The sequence below is a fragment of the Sphingobium sp. TomTYG72 genome (assembly GCF_055394715.1).
Genome location: NZ_AP027336.1, coordinates 2,201,477 through 2,217,500, shown reverse-complemented (window position 1 = coordinate 2,217,500; position 16,024 = coordinate 2,201,477). Strand labels below are relative to the sequence as shown.

Annotated in this window: 18 protein-coding genes, 1 tRNA gene and 2 rRNA genes (1 of these 21 only partly in view); 12 read left to right on the top strand and 9 right to left on the bottom strand. The window is 61.5% G+C overall.

What is annotated here, in order from left to right; all coding sequences use genetic code 11:
• From ACZ5U1_RS11055 to ACZ5U1_RS11035, 5 genes are all read left to right on the top strand, one after another.
• Positions 1-593: ribosomal RNA gene (locus ACZ5U1_RS11055) — 23S ribosomal RNA — on the top strand (it extends 2,204 nt beyond the left edge of the window).
• Positions 594-730: 137 nt separating this feature from the next.
• Positions 731-845, top strand: a 5S ribosomal RNA gene (gene rrf / locus ACZ5U1_RS11050).
• A gap of 83 nt (positions 846-928) precedes the next feature.
• Positions 929-1,005: transfer RNA gene (locus tag ACZ5U1_RS11045), tRNA-Met, on the top strand.
• 473 nt (positions 1,006-1,478) lie between these two features.
• Positions 1,479-2,239, top strand: a protein-coding gene (locus ACZ5U1_RS11040; protein WP_464778445.1) for an IS5 family transposase whose coding sequence is annotated in 2 segments (ribosomal slippage) — positions 1,479-1,803 and positions 1,803-2,239 — 762 coding nt in all. Because the reading frame shifts where the segments join, the coding sequence is not laid out codon by codon here.
• A gap of 157 nt (positions 2,240-2,396) precedes the next feature.
• On the top strand, positions 2,397-3,308 hold the full coding sequence (locus tag ACZ5U1_RS11035; RefSeq protein ID WP_464778444.1) for an oxidoreductase: 912 nt from the start codon (positions 2,397-2,399) through the stop codon (positions 3,306-3,308).
• 22 nt (positions 3,309-3,330) lie between these two features.
• Here the strand turns inward: ACZ5U1_RS11035 and pgeF are convergent, their stop codons facing one another.
• Positions 3,331-4,089: a peptidoglycan editing factor PgeF gene (gene pgeF, locus ACZ5U1_RS11030; RefSeq protein WP_464778443.1), complete on the bottom strand. Its 759-nt coding sequence runs from the start codon at positions 4,087-4,089 to the stop codon at positions 3,331-3,333.
• Between the two features lie 140 nt (positions 4,090-4,229).
• On the opposite strand from pgeF, the gene ACZ5U1_RS11025 reads away from it, so the two are divergent.
• Positions 4,230-5,846: an amino acid permease gene (locus ACZ5U1_RS11025; protein ID WP_464778442.1), complete on the top strand. Its 1,617-nt coding sequence runs from the start codon at positions 4,230-4,232 to the stop codon at positions 5,844-5,846.
• A gap of 41 nt (positions 5,847-5,887) precedes the next feature.
• Here the strand turns inward: ACZ5U1_RS11025 and ACZ5U1_RS11020 are convergent, their stop codons facing one another.
• Positions 5,888-7,165, bottom strand: coding sequence for a multidrug effflux MFS transporter (locus ACZ5U1_RS11020; protein WP_464778441.1), 1,278 nt, complete (start codon positions 7,163-7,165; stop codon positions 5,888-5,890).
• Positions 7,166-7,362: 197 nt separating this feature from the next.
• Here ACZ5U1_RS11020 and ACZ5U1_RS11015 point away from each other — a divergent pair, with 197 nt between their 5' ends.
• Positions 7,363-7,659, top strand: coding sequence for an SEL1-like repeat protein (locus tag ACZ5U1_RS11015; protein ID WP_464778440.1), 297 nt, complete (start codon positions 7,363-7,365; stop codon positions 7,657-7,659).
• Positions 7,660-7,662: 3 nt separating this feature from the next.
• Here ACZ5U1_RS11015 and ACZ5U1_RS11010 read toward each other — a convergent pair whose 3' ends face one another.
• The 5 genes from ACZ5U1_RS11010 to ACZ5U1_RS10990 all read right to left on the bottom strand — a co-directional run bounded on the left by ACZ5U1_RS11010 (position 7,663) and on the right by ACZ5U1_RS10990 (position 10,904).
• Positions 7,663-8,826, bottom strand: a complete 1,164-nt coding sequence (locus ACZ5U1_RS11010) for a GNAT family N-acetyltransferase (protein WP_464778439.1) — start codon at positions 8,824-8,826, stop codon at positions 7,663-7,665.
• The gene (locus ACZ5U1_RS11005; protein ID WP_464780034.1) at positions 8,789-9,424 is read right to left on the bottom strand and encodes a glycerophosphodiester phosphodiesterase family protein; all 636 of its coding nucleotides are present in this window, start codon (positions 9,422-9,424) and stop codon (positions 8,789-8,791) included. Before ACZ5U1_RS11005 ends, ACZ5U1_RS11010 begins: the two co-directional genes overlap by 38 nt.
• 70 nt (positions 9,425-9,494) lie before the next feature.
• Positions 9,495-9,959 (bottom strand): RidA family protein, encoded by a 465-nt coding sequence (locus ACZ5U1_RS11000; protein ID WP_464778438.1) that lies wholly within the window; start codon positions 9,957-9,959, stop codon positions 9,495-9,497.
• On the bottom strand, positions 9,949-10,611 hold the full coding sequence (locus ACZ5U1_RS10995; protein ID WP_464778437.1) for an HAD family hydrolase: 663 nt from the start codon (positions 10,609-10,611) through the stop codon (positions 9,949-9,951). The genes ACZ5U1_RS11000 and ACZ5U1_RS10995 overlap by 11 nt, the downstream gene beginning before the upstream one ends.
• Positions 10,608-10,904, bottom strand: coding sequence for a DUF3572 family protein (locus ACZ5U1_RS10990; protein WP_464778436.1), 297 nt, complete (start codon positions 10,902-10,904; stop codon positions 10,608-10,610). The genes ACZ5U1_RS10995 and ACZ5U1_RS10990 overlap by 4 nt, the downstream gene beginning before the upstream one ends.
• Positions 10,905-10,975: 71 nt before the next feature.
• Here ACZ5U1_RS10990 and ACZ5U1_RS10985 point away from each other — a divergent pair, with 71 nt between their 5' ends.
• Positions 10,976-11,338 (top strand): response regulator, encoded by a 363-nt coding sequence (locus tag ACZ5U1_RS10985; RefSeq protein ID WP_464778435.1) that lies wholly within the window; start codon positions 10,976-10,978, stop codon positions 11,336-11,338.
• A gap of 148 nt (positions 11,339-11,486) precedes the next feature.
• Complete coding sequence (locus ACZ5U1_RS10980; RefSeq protein ID WP_464778434.1) at positions 11,487-13,355, top strand: PhoX family protein; 1,869 nt, start codon at positions 11,487-11,489, stop codon at positions 13,353-13,355.
• A 195-nt stretch (positions 13,356-13,550) separates the two neighbouring features.
• Here the strand turns inward: ACZ5U1_RS10980 and rpmG are convergent, their stop codons facing one another.
• Positions 13,551-13,718 carry a 50S ribosomal protein L33 gene (rpmG, locus tag ACZ5U1_RS10975; protein ID WP_007687342.1) on the bottom strand — a complete coding sequence of 56 codons (168 nt, stop codon included), beginning with the start codon at positions 13,716-13,718 and terminating at the stop codon, positions 13,551-13,553.
• 207 nt (positions 13,719-13,925) lie between these two features.
• Here rpmG and ACZ5U1_RS10970 point away from each other — a divergent pair, with 207 nt between their 5' ends.
• The 3 genes from ACZ5U1_RS10970 (at position 13,926) to ACZ5U1_RS10960 (ending at position 15,465) form a co-directional block, all read left to right on the top strand.
• Positions 13,926-14,258 carry a hypothetical protein gene (locus ACZ5U1_RS10970; RefSeq protein ID WP_464778433.1) on the top strand — a complete coding sequence of 111 codons (333 nt, stop codon included), beginning with the start codon at positions 13,926-13,928 and terminating at the stop codon, positions 14,256-14,258.
• 15 nt (positions 14,259-14,273) lie between these two features.
• Positions 14,274-14,840, top strand: coding sequence for a TMEM165/GDT1 family protein (locus tag ACZ5U1_RS10965; protein WP_464778432.1), 567 nt, complete (start codon positions 14,274-14,276; stop codon positions 14,838-14,840).
• A gap of 133 nt (positions 14,841-14,973) precedes the next feature.
• Entirely contained in the window at positions 14,974-15,465 is a 492-nt protein-coding gene (locus ACZ5U1_RS10960; protein WP_196224850.1) for a Dps family protein, read from the top strand.
• Between the two features lie 67 nt (positions 15,466-15,532).
• Here the strand turns inward: ACZ5U1_RS10960 and ACZ5U1_RS10955 are convergent, their stop codons facing one another.
• Positions 15,533-16,003, bottom strand: a complete 471-nt coding sequence (locus ACZ5U1_RS10955; RefSeq protein WP_464778431.1) for a GreA/GreB family elongation factor — start codon at positions 16,001-16,003, stop codon at positions 15,533-15,535.
• Between the last annotated feature and the right edge of the window lie 21 nt (positions 16,004-16,024).

Genomic DNA, 16,024 nt, shown 5'->3' with positions numbered 1-16,024 from the left:
TGGGCTCAGGACGGTTGGAAACCGTCTGTTAGAGTGCAATGGCATAAGCCCGCCTGACTGCGAGACTGACAAGTCGAGCAGAGACGAAAGTCGGTCATAGTGATCCGGTGGTCCCTCGTGGAAGGGCCATCGCTCAACGGATAAAAGGTACGCCGGGGATAACAGGCTGATGATTCCCAAGAGCTCATATCGACGGAATCGTTTGGCACCTCGATGTCGGCTCATCACATCCTGGGGCTGGAGCAGGTCCCAAGGGTTTGGCTGTTCGCCAATTAAAGTGGTACGTGAGCTGGGTTCAGAACGTCGCGAGACAGTTTGGTCCCTATCTGCCGTGGGCGTCGAAATTTGAGAGGAGTTGACCCTAGTACGAGAGGACCGGGTTGAACATACCTCTGGTGTACCTGTCGTCCTGCCAAGGGCGCAGCAGGGTAGCTATGTATGGACGGGATAACCGCTGAAAGCATCTAAGCGGGAAGCCTCCCTCAAGATAAGATTTCTTCGAGCGGTCGTAGACCACGACCTTGATAGGCCGGATGTAGAAGTGTGGTAACATATGGAGCTAACCGGTCCTAATTGCTCTGATCGCGCCTGAGAGTCCCACCATCAATGACAGTGCTGGCAACAGCAAAACGTCAGCGATAAGTGGTGATCAACCTCAAGCCAGATAACACATACAAACATCAAATACCGTGCACGGTATCGATTATAACCCAAAGCGCAAGCTCTATTGCTTGGTGACCATAGCGTCTGTGACCCACCCGATCCCATCCCGAACTCGGCCGTGAAACCAGTCTGCGCCGATGGTACTGTGGCTCAAGCCCCGGAAGAGTAGGGCGTCGCCAGGCATTACAGCTTGCGCTTTGAAATAAAAACCCATCACAATCTCACAAAAGGGCGGCCCATAAAGCCGCCCTTTTGCCTTTGGTGACGCGGGATGGAGCAGCCCGGTAGCTCGTCAGGCTCATAACCTGAAGGTCGCAGGTTCAAATCCTGCTCCCGCAACCAACTTGATTTGCAAGGCCCCCTCGGCACACGCCGCAGGGGGTTTTTGCTTGTCCAATCACCGCACAACTCCAGCATCGATACCAGCTCACCGTGTCCGGACCGCGAGCGTCCTCGCGATAGATTGTCAGACCCTCGATAAACGCGTCCATCGGGGCAGCCGCTTCTGCCCGAATACCCGTCATTGCACGTCGCACGCAGCGCACCGACCTTGTCACCGAACTTCTCGAGCAGCCCCGGGCGAAGCACGATTTAGGGGATCTGCTTCAACCGCGCGATGCGCGTCAGCCGATCCACGTCCAGCGCAGGATAAACCGGACATTATCTGTATCGCTGCCACTCCCAGAATGTGTCAGTGGCAGCGCCGGTTCCCCAGCACCTTGGCTCGCCGGCTTCTGCACTGTAGGCTGTAGTGACATTTTAGGGATTCACGCGAGCGTAGATTTCTGATTCAACACTGGCTTTTGGAGGCTGGTGTGGAAGGCGAGGTTTTACGGGACGATCAGTGGGAGCGACTGCGCGAGTTTGTGCCGGGCGGACGAAAGGGCAAGCGTGGTCCACGCAGCGATGGCCGCCGGTTTCTTGATGCGCTGCTGTGGCTGGCGCGTTCGGGCGGACGCTGGCGTGATTTGCCCGAGCGTTTTGGCCCCTATCAGACGGCTAAGCGACGCTATTATCGGTGGGTCGAGCAAGGGGTGATTGACCGGATATTCGCGGCGGTATCGGACGATCCCGACATCGAATGGCTTGCGATCGACGCCACCGTGATCCGCGCCCAGGCTCAAGCGGCCGGAGCGCGGGTAAAAAGGGGGGCGTTCAAGCCCAGGCTCTTGGTCGCTCCCGAGGCGGGTTCGGCACTAAAATCCACGCCGTAGTCGATGCCCTTGGTCTGCCGGTGCGCTTCATACTCGGTCCCGGACAACAGAACGACATGGCGCCTGCTTGCGACCTGATCCGAGGACTGCCCGCAAAGCAGGTTCTTGCCGATCGCGCCTATGATGCCGATAGCCTGTGCGATCTGATCCGTGCCCAAGGCGGTGAGGCCGTCATCCCGCCACGCCGCCATCGCAGCATCCGCCGACCATATGATGTCATCGCCTACAAACAGCGATGGGGCATCGAAGGCTTCTTCGCTCGCCTCAAACAATGGCGCCGCATCGCTACCCGCTACGACAAAATCGCCGCCAACTTCCTCGGCTTCATCAAGCTCGCAAGCATCATGCTATGGCTCAAATGATTAAATCGTCACTACAGCCTAGTACAACGCCGGACTGTTTTTACCGCTTCAACTATTTCTCCGCGAGCCGCCGGATATTTGCACAGCTCAATCAGCCTTGTTTTCTGGTTCAGGATTGGTGACTAAGGACCAATAAGGCGCGAACGGGGAGAGTAGAATGGGGTTCACCGACAACCAGGTGGCGGATCAGGATGGACGCACGATCCTGGTTACCGGGGCGAACACCGGTATCGGCTTTGAAACCGCGAAGCTGCTGGCCCGAAAGGGCGCGCGAGTGCTGCTCGGCTGTCGCGACGCGGGGAGAGGCGCGGATGCAATGGCCGAGATCGCGGCCGCAACTCCAAGCGCGAAACTGGATCTCATTCTGCTCGATCAAGCAGATTTGGGAAGCGTTCGAGCCGCAGCCGAAAGAGTCGCGAGCGAACCCAGGCTCGATATACTGATCAACAATGCGGGCGTGATGATACCGCCCCTTACCCGCACGGCCCAAGGCTTCGAGCTTCAATTTGGCGTCAACCATCTGGGGACCTTCGCGCTGACGGCGCTTTTATTGCCGAAGCTCGCCGAAACCGCCGGTTCGCGGGTGGTCGTTACGTCCAGCTTGGCACACCGCAATGGACGCATGCTGTGGGACGACTGGAACGCAGAGAAAGGCTATAGTCCCAACGTCTATTATGCCCAAAGCAAGCTGGCCAACCTACTGTTCGCCCTTGAACTTGACCGAAGGCTGCGGGCTGCGGCATCTCCGGTGAGCGCCATCGGCTGCCATCCCGGCGTTTCCCTGACCGAACTTATGCGCCATCTTCCCCGATGGACAAAACCGTTGCTGCCTGTTGTGCGGCCTCTTTTCAATCCGGTGGCGGCGGCGGCGTGGCCGACTCTTCAGGCTGCTACCGATCCGACCGCCAAGGGTGGTGACTATTTCGGCCCCCAGGGACGATGGGAAATGCGTGGCGAGTCAGGACATGCGTTGATCGACAAGCGCGCCAGCAGTGTCGAGGATGCCCGGCGGCTTTGGGATCTTTCGGTCGAGCTGACTGGAATCGATCCGGGACTGCCGCCCGGCTGACCAGCCAACGCAGGCTGCTGCATCAACCGACGGCAATCATGGAAATCTGCCGTCCATAGCTTGGCTCGCCCAGGTGGCAGGAACGGCGATAGCTGAAGAAGCGATCGGGCTGGCTATAGGTGTCCTCATCCAGCATCTCGACCCGACCGATCCCTGCCTGAGCCAAACGCGCCGCGACATAAGCCGCGATGTCGAACTGGCAATGGCCTTCGCGCCCTGCGGAGAAGAAGCGGCCATTTTCCACATCTTCTTCCTCGAAATTGCGGGCGAAATCGGCCGTGACCTCATAAGAAGCGCGGCCGATACAGGGGCCGATCGCGGCGCTAATCCGCTCACGTAGGGCACCCAGTTTTTCCATCGCCACCACCGTGTTGTCCGTGACGCCCGATATGGCGCCTTTCCAACCCGCATGTGCGGCGCCCACCACCCCGGCTTGCGGGTCCGCGAGCAGCACCGGAACGCAATCGGCCGTCAATATGCCCAGGACAAGCCACGGACGATCTGTGACCATGGCATCCGCTGCGGGGCGATCCGCCTCATCAATTGCGCCGGTGATGGTCACCACGTCCGGCGAATGGACCTGCCGCACGGTGACCAGCGCCCCGCCGGGCAGCAGCGCATCCCTCGCCAAATCACGGTTGCGCAGGATCGCCTCTCGCTCATCCATTGAACCCAGGCCCACATTCAAGCCAGCATGCAACCCGCCCGACACACCGCCACGACGCCCGGCAAAGCCATGCGGCACGTCGTTCAGGCTGGCGGCGCGCAGCAGTTCGATCATCAGTAGCTCCCTTGGACAAATGTGCCGAAGTCGCGCAACATACTTGCGCGGGCCATAATAGGCGATAGTCTCTGCGTCAGATATAACGGGCCGGCTTCGCGGCTGATCGGGGACAAGATGACAGGCAAAGGGCTCCACGCATGATCTTCGGGCGCATCAAGCCATTGGACGCCATATTGGCGACTGCGGAAAAAAAGTCGCTCGTTCGGACATTGGGGCCGATACAGCTAACGCTTCTGGGTGTCGGTGCCATCATAGGGACCGGCATTTTCGTACTGACCGCCGCCGCCGCGCAAAAGGCGGGGCCGGGCATGATGTGGAGCTTCGTCATTGCCGGAGCAGTCTGTGCCTTCGCCGCGCTTTGTTATTCGGAACTCGCGTCGATGGTGCCGGTGTCGGGCTCAGCCTATACCTATACCTATGCGGTGGTGGGCGAATTGCTGGCCTGGATGGTGGGTTGGGCGTTGATCCTGGAATATGCCGTGGCCGCCAGTGCCGTTTCAGTGGGCTGGTCCGGCTATTTCATGGGTTTGATGAAAAGCGTGACAGGGCTTGATCTGCCTCAGGCGCTATCTGCCGGACCTGCCTGGAGCATGAATGGCTTTGTCCCCCACGCCGATTTTTCCCATGGCATCATCAATATCCCGGCGATCGTTGTCGCGCTCGCCGTCACGGCCTTGCTCGTCGTCGGCACCACGGAAAGCGCGCGGGTCAATGCGGTGCTGGTCGCGATCAAGGTGGCGGCGCTAACCGCCTTTATCGCGCTGACGCTGCCAGCGTTGGATAAGGGCAATTTCTCTCCTTTCGCGCCCAATGGGTGGTTCGGACCGGAAGGCACGAGCGGGATGGGCGTTGTCGGTGCGGCGGCGTCCATCTTCTTCGCCTATGTGGGCTTCGATGCCGTTTCGACCGCAGCGGAGGAGACCAAGAATCCGCAGCGCAATGTGCCGATCGGTCTCATTGGCAGCCTGGCGATCTGCACCGTTTTCTACCTGCTTGTCGCCGCAGGGGCGATCGGCGCGATTGGCGCCCAGCCGGTCCTTGGTCTGGACGGTTCGATCGTCGCACCTGGATCGGTCGGTTTCGCTCAAGCGTGCGCGACCGCAGCCCATGCGGGGGATCTGGTCTGTTCGAATGAGGCGCTTGCCCATGTTCTGCGCTCGATCAACTGGACTGTGGTCGGAAACGCCTTGGGCCTCGCGGCCAATCTGGCGCTACCGTCGGTCATCCTGATGATGATGTTCGGCCAGACCCGCATCTTCTTCGTGATGGCGCGCGACGGACTGTTGCCGGAAAAGCTTGCCAGCATCCATCCACGTTTCAGGACACCGCACATCGTAACCATGGTGACGGGCGTCTTTGTCGCCATCGCCGCGGCGCTGCTGCCGGTGGGTCAGCTGGCCGACATTTCCAATTCCGGCACGCTCTTTGCCTTCTTCATGGTGGCAATCGCCGTGCTGGTGCTGCGCGTGCGCGATCCCCATCGTCCTCGCCCCTTCCGGACGCCTGCCATCTGGTTCTTCGCGCCAATGGCGGCATTCGGCTGCCTCTTCCTCTTCTTCAACCTGCCCGTGGACGCGCAACTCGTGCTTCCGGTCTGGGGCGGAGTGGGGCTGCTGCTTTATTTCCTCTATGGCTATCGCAAGAGCCATGTCGCGCGAGGCCTCGTCGAGACGCATGAGCAGGATGCCGATGTCCCGCCGATGCCGGTGCCACCGATGCCCGGTGCGCATACGCCGGGCGGCCGCGACGCCTGAATCGGGTGAGGAAGGCGGCGGCGTGATCGCCGTCTTTCTTTTTAGTGGACGGGATCGAATTCCGGTTCTCGCAACGCACCATGATGCGGGCGGGTGAAGAGCTTCCCGCGTTCGGCGAACAGCACGATAAGAAGCGCCGCGATCCCGAACGCCAGCATGCCGACAGTCAGCGGTACGGTCGTCCCGTTGAACGCCCGACCGACCACGCTACCCAAGGCGCTGGACAGCGCTGTGGTCATAAACGCCTGAAAGGAGGACGCCGCGCCCGCTCCCTTGGCAAAGGGTTCCATGGAAATCGCGCCGAAATTGGAAGCGGTAAAAGCCACGGCCATCATCGTTGCCGACTGGAAGAACATGAAGGTGAACATGCTTTCCCAGCCGGATGCGATCACGACAAGATGGATGGCGCTCGTCGCGATCATGGACAGAACCGCACCTTGGCTCAGCCGCCGGGCGCCGAATCGCGATACAAGCCGACTGTTCAGCAGGCTGCCGACCCCCATGCTGCCCGCCATGATCGCAAAAGCTATCGGGAAGAATGACTGGGCATGAAACAGGTCGAAGAAAATCTGCTGCACCGACAGGATGAAGCCGATGAGTCCGCTCATCACCACCCCGCTCGCCAGCATATAGCCTGCGGAACTGCGATTGGTCAGCACCGCCGCCACGGTGCGAAAGATCGTGGACGGGTTCATCCGTAGCCTGTTCTCAGGCTTCAATGTTTCGGGCATGCGCATGATCATCCAGCCGAGGATCAGCGCCGCCTGAATAGCCAGGATCCAGAATATCCATCGCCATGGCGCGAACCAGAGGATCGCCTGCCCAAAGCTCGGCGCCACCACGGGTATCAACATGAACACGGCGAGGATGAGCGACATCACCCTCGCCATCGCGTCTCCCTTGAACCGATCGCGGATGATGCCCACGGCGATTACGCGGCTCGCCCCCGCAAAAAAGCCGGCCGAAGCCCGGCCCAACAGCAGCATGGGAAAGCTTTGCGCCGCCGCGCAGCCTATCGTGGACAGGATGAACAGCGCCATCGCTCCACCCATTACCGGTTTGCGCCCGAACCGATCCGACAGGATGCCAAACAACAACGATCCGACACCCAATCCCAGGAAATAGACGCTGATAATAAGCTGCCGGTCATTGGCATTCGCGATTCCCAGATCGTGCCCCATGGCGGGCAGCGCGGGCAACATCGGGTCGGTCGACAGCGCATTCATCGCCATCAAACAGGCGCTCAGCACCACGAATTCGCGAAAGCCGATATCCTTTTGCGATTGTCCGTTGGCGACCGGAGGGGGAGGGTTGGTCATGGCGCGGCTATGGGATCATTCCGGCAGCTATGCCAGCCCCAGAACAGGCAACCGGCCGCATTAACCTTGCTATTCCCTGTTTTCCGGGGGCCGCTGAATGTCGCTGCAAATCAGCGTTAACCATTTTTTATCCCCTGCCGGTGCACCGTGCGGCCTGTCGAAAACCATTATCTCGAAATCCACAGGGGGATTCGGTCGTGGCAAACAGTCTGAAAAGTGCTCAGTTTCTGATGGAAAGCCGCCTGTCAGTGGCGGGCTGGGAATCGGCGGAGGCCTGCTTCGATCTGGGCGTCGCCTATAGCTGCGGAACCGGCGGCAAGTCAGTCGATCTGATCGAAGCGCATAAATGGTTCAACCTCGCCGCGCTGCGTGGCAATGAGGAAGGGCAGGTGATGCGCGCCGAGATCGCCGAAGAAATGACGGCCCGCGAAATCGCCGAGGCGCAGCGTCAGGCGCGCGCCTGGATTGCCGCAAACCAGCTGCGCGCCGCCTGATCGTCAGCCTGGCTTGCGGAACGGCGCTCGTTCGCTAAGCCAGATTCGGTCCCGTTGCACGTCAGTCCGCTCGGCAGCGAGGAATTCACCGACGGCCCGGCGGAACGAAGCGTTGGGCAGGAAGTGCGCCGAATAAGTGGGTTCCGGTCCATATCCCCGCGCCAGCTTATGCCCCCCTTGGGCTCCGGCCTCGACCCGGGATAGCCCAAGCGCAATGGCGACCTCGATCGCCTGATAATAGCATAGCTCGAAATGCAGGTTGGGCACGTCCTCTGCGCAACCCCAATAGCGGCCATATAAAGCCTCCTCACCAATCAGGTTGAGCGCTCCCGCAATCGGCCTGCCGTGACGCTGTGCCAGCATCAGCAGCACCCGATCCGCCATATTTTCCCCCAGCATCGAAAAAAACGCCCGCGTCAGATAGGGCCGTCCCCATTTGCGCGATCCGGTATCCTGGTAAAAATGCCAGAAGGCGTCCCAGTGCGCCTCCTTGAGGTCGCTGCCGGTCAGGTGAACGATCTCCAGCCCCTCGACCGCGCGCGCGCGTTCCTTGCGGATATTCTTGCGCTTGGCACTCGACAGGCTGCTCAGGAAATCGTCGAAGTCGCGATAGCCGCGATTGATCCAGTGGAACTGGCTGTCTTCGCGGATCAGCCAACCCGCCGCTTCGAACAGAGGCACCTGCGCTGGCTCGATGAAGGTTGCATGCGCGGACGACAGGCCGTTGCTCTCGACAAGGGTTTCGATCCCCGCGATCAGCGCTGGTGCCAGCGCAGCATCGCGCAGCAGAAGGCGGGGTCCGGGCACCGGGGAAAAGGGCGCGGCGAGCTGGATCTTGGGATAATATTGTCCCCCCGCGCGCTCCCACGCGTCGGCCCAGCCATGGTCGAACACATATTCGCCCTGGCTATGGGTCTTGCCGTAAAGCGGCGCTGCGGCGGCAATCTGTCCGTCGGCACCATCGATCAGCATCGGCAAGGGCTGCCACCCGGTTCCGGGGCCAACGCTGCCCGATCGTTCCAGTGCGGCCAGGAAATCCCAGCTCATGAACGGATTGGCGGTTCCGGCGCAGGCGTCCCACTGATCGCGTGGCAGTTCCGCAACCCCGCCAGCTACCCGCACCAGGCATTCAGTCACGCGGAACCTCGAATATGATCTGGTCCGCATGCGCCGCAGCCGCAGCACGATCGGCCTCCGTGCGCACCGTCCAGGTCAACACGGCCAAACCGCGCGCACGCGCCCGCGCTGCGAAACGGGAAGGAAGGTCACGAACATCACAAGCGATAAAGTCGGGTCTCGCCACCCAAAGTGCAAGACCGCGCCGCGCCGCGCCGCGCCAACCCGTGTCATCCTGCTCCGTCACCACAAGGCCCCGCACCGCCTGTGGCATGTGCCGGGCAAACCAGCGCATTGCCATGGGGTTGAAGGACATGATAGCGGCCAGAGCATCCGGATGCTTTGCCAGATCGCGGGCTACCGCTGCACAGAGGGGCGCCACATGGCGGCCCGTCACCTTCAGCTCGATCAGCAGTGGGACCGTTTGCCCACATGCCTGCAGCAGCGTCTCCAGCCGTGGAACGCCGCCGCCGTCCGCCAATCTCATCTGCTCAAGGCGTTCGGCGGGATGGTCCGAAAGCGATCCCTCGACACCGATCATTCGTGACAGGGCGTCGTCGTGAAAGACCATCGCAATGCCATCCCCGCTCAGCCGGACATCGCATTCGATGCCATAGCCTTGCGCAATGGCCGCGCGAAAAGCGGCCATGCCGTTTTCACTGATGCCCGCGCCATGCAACCCGCGATGGGCGAAGGGGCGGGCGGTCAGGAAGGAAAGATCAGGCCGCAGGCCGGACAAGGACGATCGCGTCGATTTCAACCACGGCACCCAGCGGCAGCACCGGCACGCCCACCGCGCTGCGGGCGTGCTTGCCCGCCTCGCCGAAGACCTCGACCATCAGTTCCGACGCGCCATTGGCCACCTTGGGCTGATCGGTGAAGCTCGGGGCGCTGCTGATGAAAGCGCCCAGCTTCACGATCCGCTCAACACGGTCCAGGCTGCCCAGCGCCGCCTTGATCTGGGCGATGAGGTTGAGGCCGCAGGCCCGCGCCGCCTTGACGCCATAATCAAGGTCGCGATCTTCGCCGAGACGGCCCGTCATCAGCTGGCCTTCGGAAAGCGAAATCTGCCCGGAAATATGCAGCAGGCCATTGGCTTCCACTGCTGCGACATAGGCGGCCACCGGCGCGGCGGCTGCGGGCAGGGTAATGCCAAGTTCGGCAAGGCGGGCTTCAACGCTCATCTGGGACTCCATCTGGGTTATCCATGTTTAATGGTGCGGGGCCGTCGGCAAGCCGATCGGCGATCCATCTCTCCGCCGTTGCCCAGTCGTCTATCCGGGCGTGGGCATAGGGCGCGGCATCGACATCAGCCGAAATCTCAGGCTCGCCCACCATATGCAATCTCCACACGCCCGGCGCATGCTCGGTCACGGATTCATGATGCTCGGCCAGGTCGTCGATGAACAGCGCGGCTGACGGCCGCCGCTCGGCGACGATCGCGGCCAGCGGTGCGCCCTTGGGTCCATGGTTCCAATGCACCGGGAAATCGAGGCCATGCGCCGCCAGCTGCTCCACGCGCTGCTGATGATGCCGCTCCCCGATATTGGTGAGTACGACGATATCGGCGATGCGCGACAACCTGCCCATCGCTTCGACCGCTCCGGCGATCGGCATCTGCCGGTGCATTTCCGTATCGAAAAAGCCGACCAGCAGCTGCCAGACCAGTTCGCGCTCCAGCGGGATGCCGCTGTCCTTGTGGCGCAGCGCCTCAGCAAAGCCGCGCTCGCGCATATCGAAATGCACGGCATGATGCTCGTCCAGCCATTCGCGGAACGGAACGACCATGTGCAGCAGCACCTCGTCGCAATCCGTGATGATCAGGGGACGGCTCATCGGCCCAGCTCCCGCCGCGCCGCGATCAACGCCTCTGCTTTGGTATCAAGCGCCTCGGCACAGGCGATCAGATCCGGCTCATGATCGGCCAGAAAATCCAGCACCGCACGCAGGACCGAAGGATTATTCACGCCAGCGCGCAACGCGTCCGCGTCCAGTCCGGTAAGCGCCAGCAGCCGATCCGCCCGCTGCTCATCGCCCAAGGTCCAGGCAAGCGCCATCAGGGCCAGCGTCAGGGCGTCTTCGCCATCGGCCGGGCCAAGTTGCTTGCTATCGGGGCTGTCGGAACGCATGATTGATTCTCGGCAAGGGGCAGTTGTATCAGCGCGCTTTTAATATGCGCATCATTTAACGCGGGTGACTGGTGGCAAAGCGCGTGCTCGTTGTCGAGGACAACGAACTCAATCTCAAACTTTTTTGCGACCTTTTGCGCGCGCATGGCCATGAAGTGCTGCCGTTGCGGGATGGGCGCGACGTCGTTTCGCAAGCGCTGGAGTTCCGCCCGGATCTGGTGATCACCGACATTCACCTTCCCCATGTCAGCGGCTTGGATCTGATCGTGTCATTGAAGCGCGACCCGCGCCTGGCGTCGGTCCCCATCATGGCCGTGACAGCCTATGCCGGAAAGGGCGACGAAGACCGGATTCGCGGCGCGGGGGCGCAGGCCTATGTGTCGAAGCCAATCTCGGTGCTGCGCTTCATCGAGCAGGTGAACGCTCTGCTGTAACGACCAGCGGTGGCCGTCATAAGACCGTCATCGGTCTTTCATGCTCATGTCCCTGAAATGAAGCGCTGATTTCACTTAGCGCTGCCAAGCCCCCGGGCCAGGGACGCGGCATTCCGCCGACAGTCCGATCTGGAACAGGGGTAAATTCATGTCTCACCTCACTGACGAGGCGCGCGCGCCATTTCGCGATGCGGAGCCCAGGATCGACGCTGGCGACAACTGCCTCGAAGCGATCGTTGCCGCCAATCCCGGCCGCCGTTGCGTTCTGAAGAACGGCTTGCTGGGCCTTTCCATTCTGCCGATGCTTGGCACGCTTGCGGCCTGCGGCGACGATGATGACTCCCCCTCGCCAACCCCGACGCCTAGCCCCACGCCCACTCCTGCGCCCGCGCCCAGCTATGCGATCGCCTTCGCGCCGGTTGCCGCCAACCAGAATGATACAGTCACGGTCCCGGCTGGCTACACCGTCGATGTCCTGTTGAAAGCGGGTGACTCCGTTGAAGCTGGCACAGCCTATTCGGGCAGCTTCCCGACGCCAGCCGACGCCGAAAAATGGGCGGGCGGCAACCATGATGGCATGGAATATTTCGCGCTGTTCGGCACCGACGCCAACGGCGGCGGGCTGCTGGCGATCAACCATGAATATCCCGACGCCCAAATCCTGTTCGCAGGCAGCTATGATGCGGCCACGGCATCAGCCGACCAGAAGGCGCTGGCGCTTTCGGCCGTCGGCGTCTCTGTCGTGGAAGTCGCCAAGGGCACCGATGGCAAATGGAGCGTCAAGGCAGGTTCGCGCTTCAACAAGCGCTATACGGGCAACAGCAGCTATCGCGCGGGTGGACCCGCTGCGGGCCAGCTGTCCGGCACGATCAAGGGCATGCTCAACAACTGCGCGTCCGGCCGCACGCCCTGGGACACATATCTGACCTGCGAAGAGACCACCGACAATTATCTCGACCCGACGCAGCCCGAGCAGAATTACGGCTGGGTGGTTGAAATCGACCCCTATCAGGAGCTGGCCGAGCCGACGAAGCGCACCGCCATGGGGCGGTTCGACCATGAAAATGTCGCGCATATGGCCGACAGCAACAACCGTGTCGCCTTTTACATGGGTGACGACAGTACGCCGGGCTGCATCTACAAGTTCGTGCCCGATCGCGCCTTCAGCGCATCCAACCGCGCCGCCAATACGGGCCTGCTGGACTATGGCACGCTCTACGTTGCCCGCTTCAACGCCGATGGCACCGGCGAATGGCGCGCGCTGGTGCAGGGGCAGAACGGGCTGCTCCCAGGCGCTTCCGACCCCGGCAACATCAGCCAGAGCACGACACCACCGGCGCCCGTCATTGTCGACTTCAACAGCCAGGCAGATGTGCTGATCAACACCAAGTCAGCTGCGCGTGTCGCGGGCGGCACCGTGATGGATCGTCCGGAATGGCTGACCGTCGCGCCGGACAACAGCGCCATCTATTGCACGCTCACCAACAATAGCGGCCGTCAGGTTACCGATGCGGCCAATCCGCGCACGCGCAACCTCCACGGCCACATCATCAAATTCAAGGAAAAGGACGATTCGCCGCTGGCGACGACCTTTACCTGGGAAATCTTCCTGCTGGCGGGTGATCCCAGCCTCGCGTCCGGCGGGGCGAATCTGGCGGGCAACATCAATGGCGACACCTTCTCCAGCCCTGACGGCATCCGCATCGATCCGCAGGGTCGCCTGTGGGTGCAGACGGACCACAGCGTCCCCGGCAATTCGGGCGTGACCGGCACGACCATCGATCAGGCCTTCGGTCACAACGCGATGTTCTATGTCGATCAGACCAGCAAGCAGTCCAAACGCTTCCTGGTCGGCCCCGCTGGGTGCGAGATCACCGGCATCGCCTACACGCCGGACCTCAAGACCTTCTTCGTTAACATCCAGCATCCCACGGGTGACTGGCCGGTCGCGGGGCAGCAGCCGCGCTCATCGACCATCGTCGTGACGCGCACCGACGGTCAGCCAGTCGGGAACTGATGGGTGGGAGGGCTTTACGCCCTCCTCCGTTCGCTTCGAGCGAAGTCGAGAAGCCTCTCAAACCGTTTCTCGACACGCGCGAAACGAACCGAAGCGCAGTTTCAATGACACAAGGAAAGGCCCGCTCCCTGACAGGGGCGGGCCTTTTCCATCGAAGCCATCAAATGGATCGAAGCGACCGAAGTCGCCTTCAGATCACTTGATCTTGGCTTCCTTGAACTCGACATGCTTGCGCACGACCGGGTCGTACTTACGGAAGCTCAGCTTCTCGGTCTTCGTGCGCGGGTTCTTCTTAGTAACATAGAAGAAACCGGTGTCAGCCGAGCTGACGAGGCGAATCTTGACGGTTGCTGGCTTGGCCATGGCCCTGGTTCCTGGTCGTGAATATCGTGAAAAAGAGAAGCGGCCCCGTGAAGGGCCGCCCCGTTTCAGCAGCCGCCCATGAGGGAGATTCGGGATAATGTCAAGACGCGCGTGGCGGCTGAACGGGCCGCGTGCTAGACTTTACGCGGCCTTAACAGGTTCCGATGCATCATGTCATCGGAGCGACAGGACAGGGGGATGCTTCCCATGCGACATGATCCGATGCTGGCCATTCTTGCAGACATGCTGCGCCGCGTGGACGGCCTTGCCGGGCAGCGCGGGCAGGTGAGCCTGTTGCGATTGAGCGATGAAGTTGACCAGATTCGCCATGTCGCCCGCGCCTATCATCTCGATAGTGTCGAAGGGCTGGCGGACACGCTGCAATCCGCCCTGTCGTTGCAGGGAACGGGACCGGTCATACTCTCCTACCTCGACCTCATGCGGGATGCCATCGCGGCGGAAATGTCCGATGCGCAGGTGATACCGATCCTCATGGCAGCAAAACCGGCGCCAACCGCCGGAACGCCGCTTTCCTGCTGACGACTGCCCCTGCCGATGGATGCATTGCTGACCGCGCTGCTCGGATGCTTCCTGGCTGAGATTGGCGACAAGAATCAATTGCTGGTGCTGGCGCTGGCGGCGCGTTTCAGCCGTGATGGCGCGATCATTGCGGGCATCATGCTGGCTGCCGCCGCCAATGCGGCGATCGGCGCCGTCGCGGGCGCGTTTCTGGCGCCGATGCTGGGTTCTGATGCGCGGCTGCTGTTTCTTGCCCTGGCCGTGCTGTTCTTGGGCATAGGTCTTCTTTGGCGGGTCAAAGCCCCCGATCCTCTTGCGGAATGGCCGACGGGGCCGTTCCTGACCACCGCGCTGGGCCTGTTCATCCTTGGCTTTGGCGATGGCTCCCAATTCCTGATCCTGGGCATCGCGACGCGGACGGCCGAACCGCTGCTGGCCGGAATTGGCGGCGCGCTCGGCGTGACGGCGGCGCTTATTCCAGTCGTCTTACTCCGTGACCGCATCCTGCCTGCGAGGCCGATCAAGGCTATCCGCCTGACTGCCGCTGCACTGATGCTGATCATCGCGTTGATGCTGGGCGTCACCGCCATGGGGCTGGTGTAGGCGCTCTTACTTATCGACGGAATGGATCAGTCTGAGCGATGATTTCGTCGGGTAATTCCTGCGCGGGAATGGCACCTTATCGCCATCAGATCATTATACCCCCGAAATCATTTTCACGAGCCAGGAGCAAGCTATGACAGCCCCCGATCTCAAGACACCCACCGACCTGCGCAGCAACGCCACAAAGTCCGTGGCGCAAGCGCTCAACGGCGTGCTCGCGGACAGCTATGCGCTGTATTTCAAGACCAAGAATTTCCACTGGCATGTGTCGGGGCCGCATTTCCGCGACTATCACCTGATGTTCGATGAGCAGGCGGCGCAAATCCTGGCGGTAACCGATGCCATTGCCGAACGCGTGCGCAAGACCGGTAATACAACCCTGCGGTCGATCGGTGACATCGGCCGCCACCAGTCGATCAAGGATAATGACGCGGAATATGTCAGCCCCGCCGACATGCTGAACGAACTGCGCGAGGATAATCTGCGCCTCGTCGAATCGCTGCGCGCCGCCAAATCTGCCGCCACCGAAGCTGGCGACAACGCGACCGAAGGCATTGTCGATGACTGGACCGACCAGGCCGAAGAGCGCGCCTGGTTCCTGTTCGAAGCTGGCCGCAACGGCTGACAAATGAAAAGGCCCTCCAGCATAAAACAGGAGGGCCTTTTTATTGCAAGACATTGGATGACCGGCGCTATTCTTCGTCGATCGTCTCGATGGCGACTATTGTGATCGCGTTCGGCTTGCCTGCGAAGTCGATTGTCTCACCCACTTCCGCATCCATCATCGCGCGCGCAAGCGGCGCGGTGAAGGCGATCCGCCCCTCCGCCGGTTCCGCCTCGTCATCGCCGACAATATCGATCCGCTTTTCCGCGCCGTTCAGCCGGTAAGTCACGCGCGAACCAAAGGTCACGGCGTCCCCCGCCGCCGCTGGCTGAAGATGCGCCGTCGCCAGCCGCGTGCGCCAGTAGCGCAGCTCGCGCTTATGCTTCTTCGCATCCTCTTCAGCCATGGCCGCCGTATCCATCGCTTCCAGCGCCTCGACCTTCTCGCGCGTCAGCCGTAACCCGCGCGTCGTCACCCAATTGGGGCCTGGCGGAATCGGAATCTCGAACGTCGGCTCCAGATGCTCCTCCTCGCTTTCGCGGCGAAAGGCGACACTCATGGCACACTCCTCAACAAACGC

Coding starts and splice junctions, on each gene's coding strand:
- ACZ5U1_RS11035 (WP_464778444.1), top strand. CDS start 2,397: ATGGGGTTCACCGACAACCAGGTGGCGGATCAGGATGGACGCACGATC.
- pgeF (WP_464778443.1), bottom strand. CDS start 4,089: ATGATCGAACTGCTGCGCGCCGCCAGCCTGAACGACGTGCCGCATGGC.
- ACZ5U1_RS11025 (WP_464778442.1), top strand. CDS start 4,230: ATGATCTTCGGGCGCATCAAGCCATTGGACGCCATATTGGCGACTGCG.
- ACZ5U1_RS11020 (WP_464778441.1), bottom strand. CDS start 7,165: ATGACCAACCCTCCCCCTCCGGTCGCCAACGGACAATCGCAAAAGGAT.
- ACZ5U1_RS11010 (WP_464778439.1), bottom strand. CDS start 8,826: ATGCGGACCAGATCATATTCGAGGTTCCGCGTGACTGAATGCCTGGTG.
- ACZ5U1_RS11005 (WP_464780034.1), bottom strand. CDS start 9,424: ATGGCCGCTTTTCGCGCGGCCATTGCGCAAGGCTATGGCATCGAATGC.
- ACZ5U1_RS11000 (WP_464778438.1), bottom strand. CDS start 9,959: ATGAGCGTTGAAGCCCGCCTTGCCGAACTTGGCATTACCCTGCCCGCA.
- ACZ5U1_RS10995 (WP_464778437.1), bottom strand. CDS start 10,611: ATGAGCCGTCCCCTGATCATCACGGATTGCGACGAGGTGCTGCTGCAC.
- ACZ5U1_RS10990 (WP_464778436.1), bottom strand. CDS start 10,904: ATGCGTTCCGACAGCCCCGATAGCAAGCAACTTGGCCCGGCCGATGGC.
- ACZ5U1_RS10980 (WP_464778434.1), top strand. CDS start 11,487: ATGTCTCACCTCACTGACGAGGCGCGCGCGCCATTTCGCGATGCGGAG.
- rpmG (WP_007687342.1), bottom strand. CDS start 13,718: ATGGCCAAGCCAGCAACCGTCAAGATTCGCCTCGTCAGCTCGGCTGAC.
- ACZ5U1_RS10970 (WP_464778433.1), top strand. CDS start 13,926: ATGCGACATGATCCGATGCTGGCCATTCTTGCAGACATGCTGCGCCGC.
- ACZ5U1_RS10965 (WP_464778432.1), top strand. CDS start 14,274: ATGGATGCATTGCTGACCGCGCTGCTCGGATGCTTCCTGGCTGAGATT.
- ACZ5U1_RS10960 (WP_196224850.1), top strand. CDS start 14,974: ATGACAGCCCCCGATCTCAAGACACCCACCGACCTGCGCAGCAACGCC.
- ACZ5U1_RS10955 (WP_464778431.1), bottom strand. CDS start 16,003: ATGAGTGTCGCCTTTCGCCGCGAAAGCGAGGAGGAGCATCTGGAGCCG.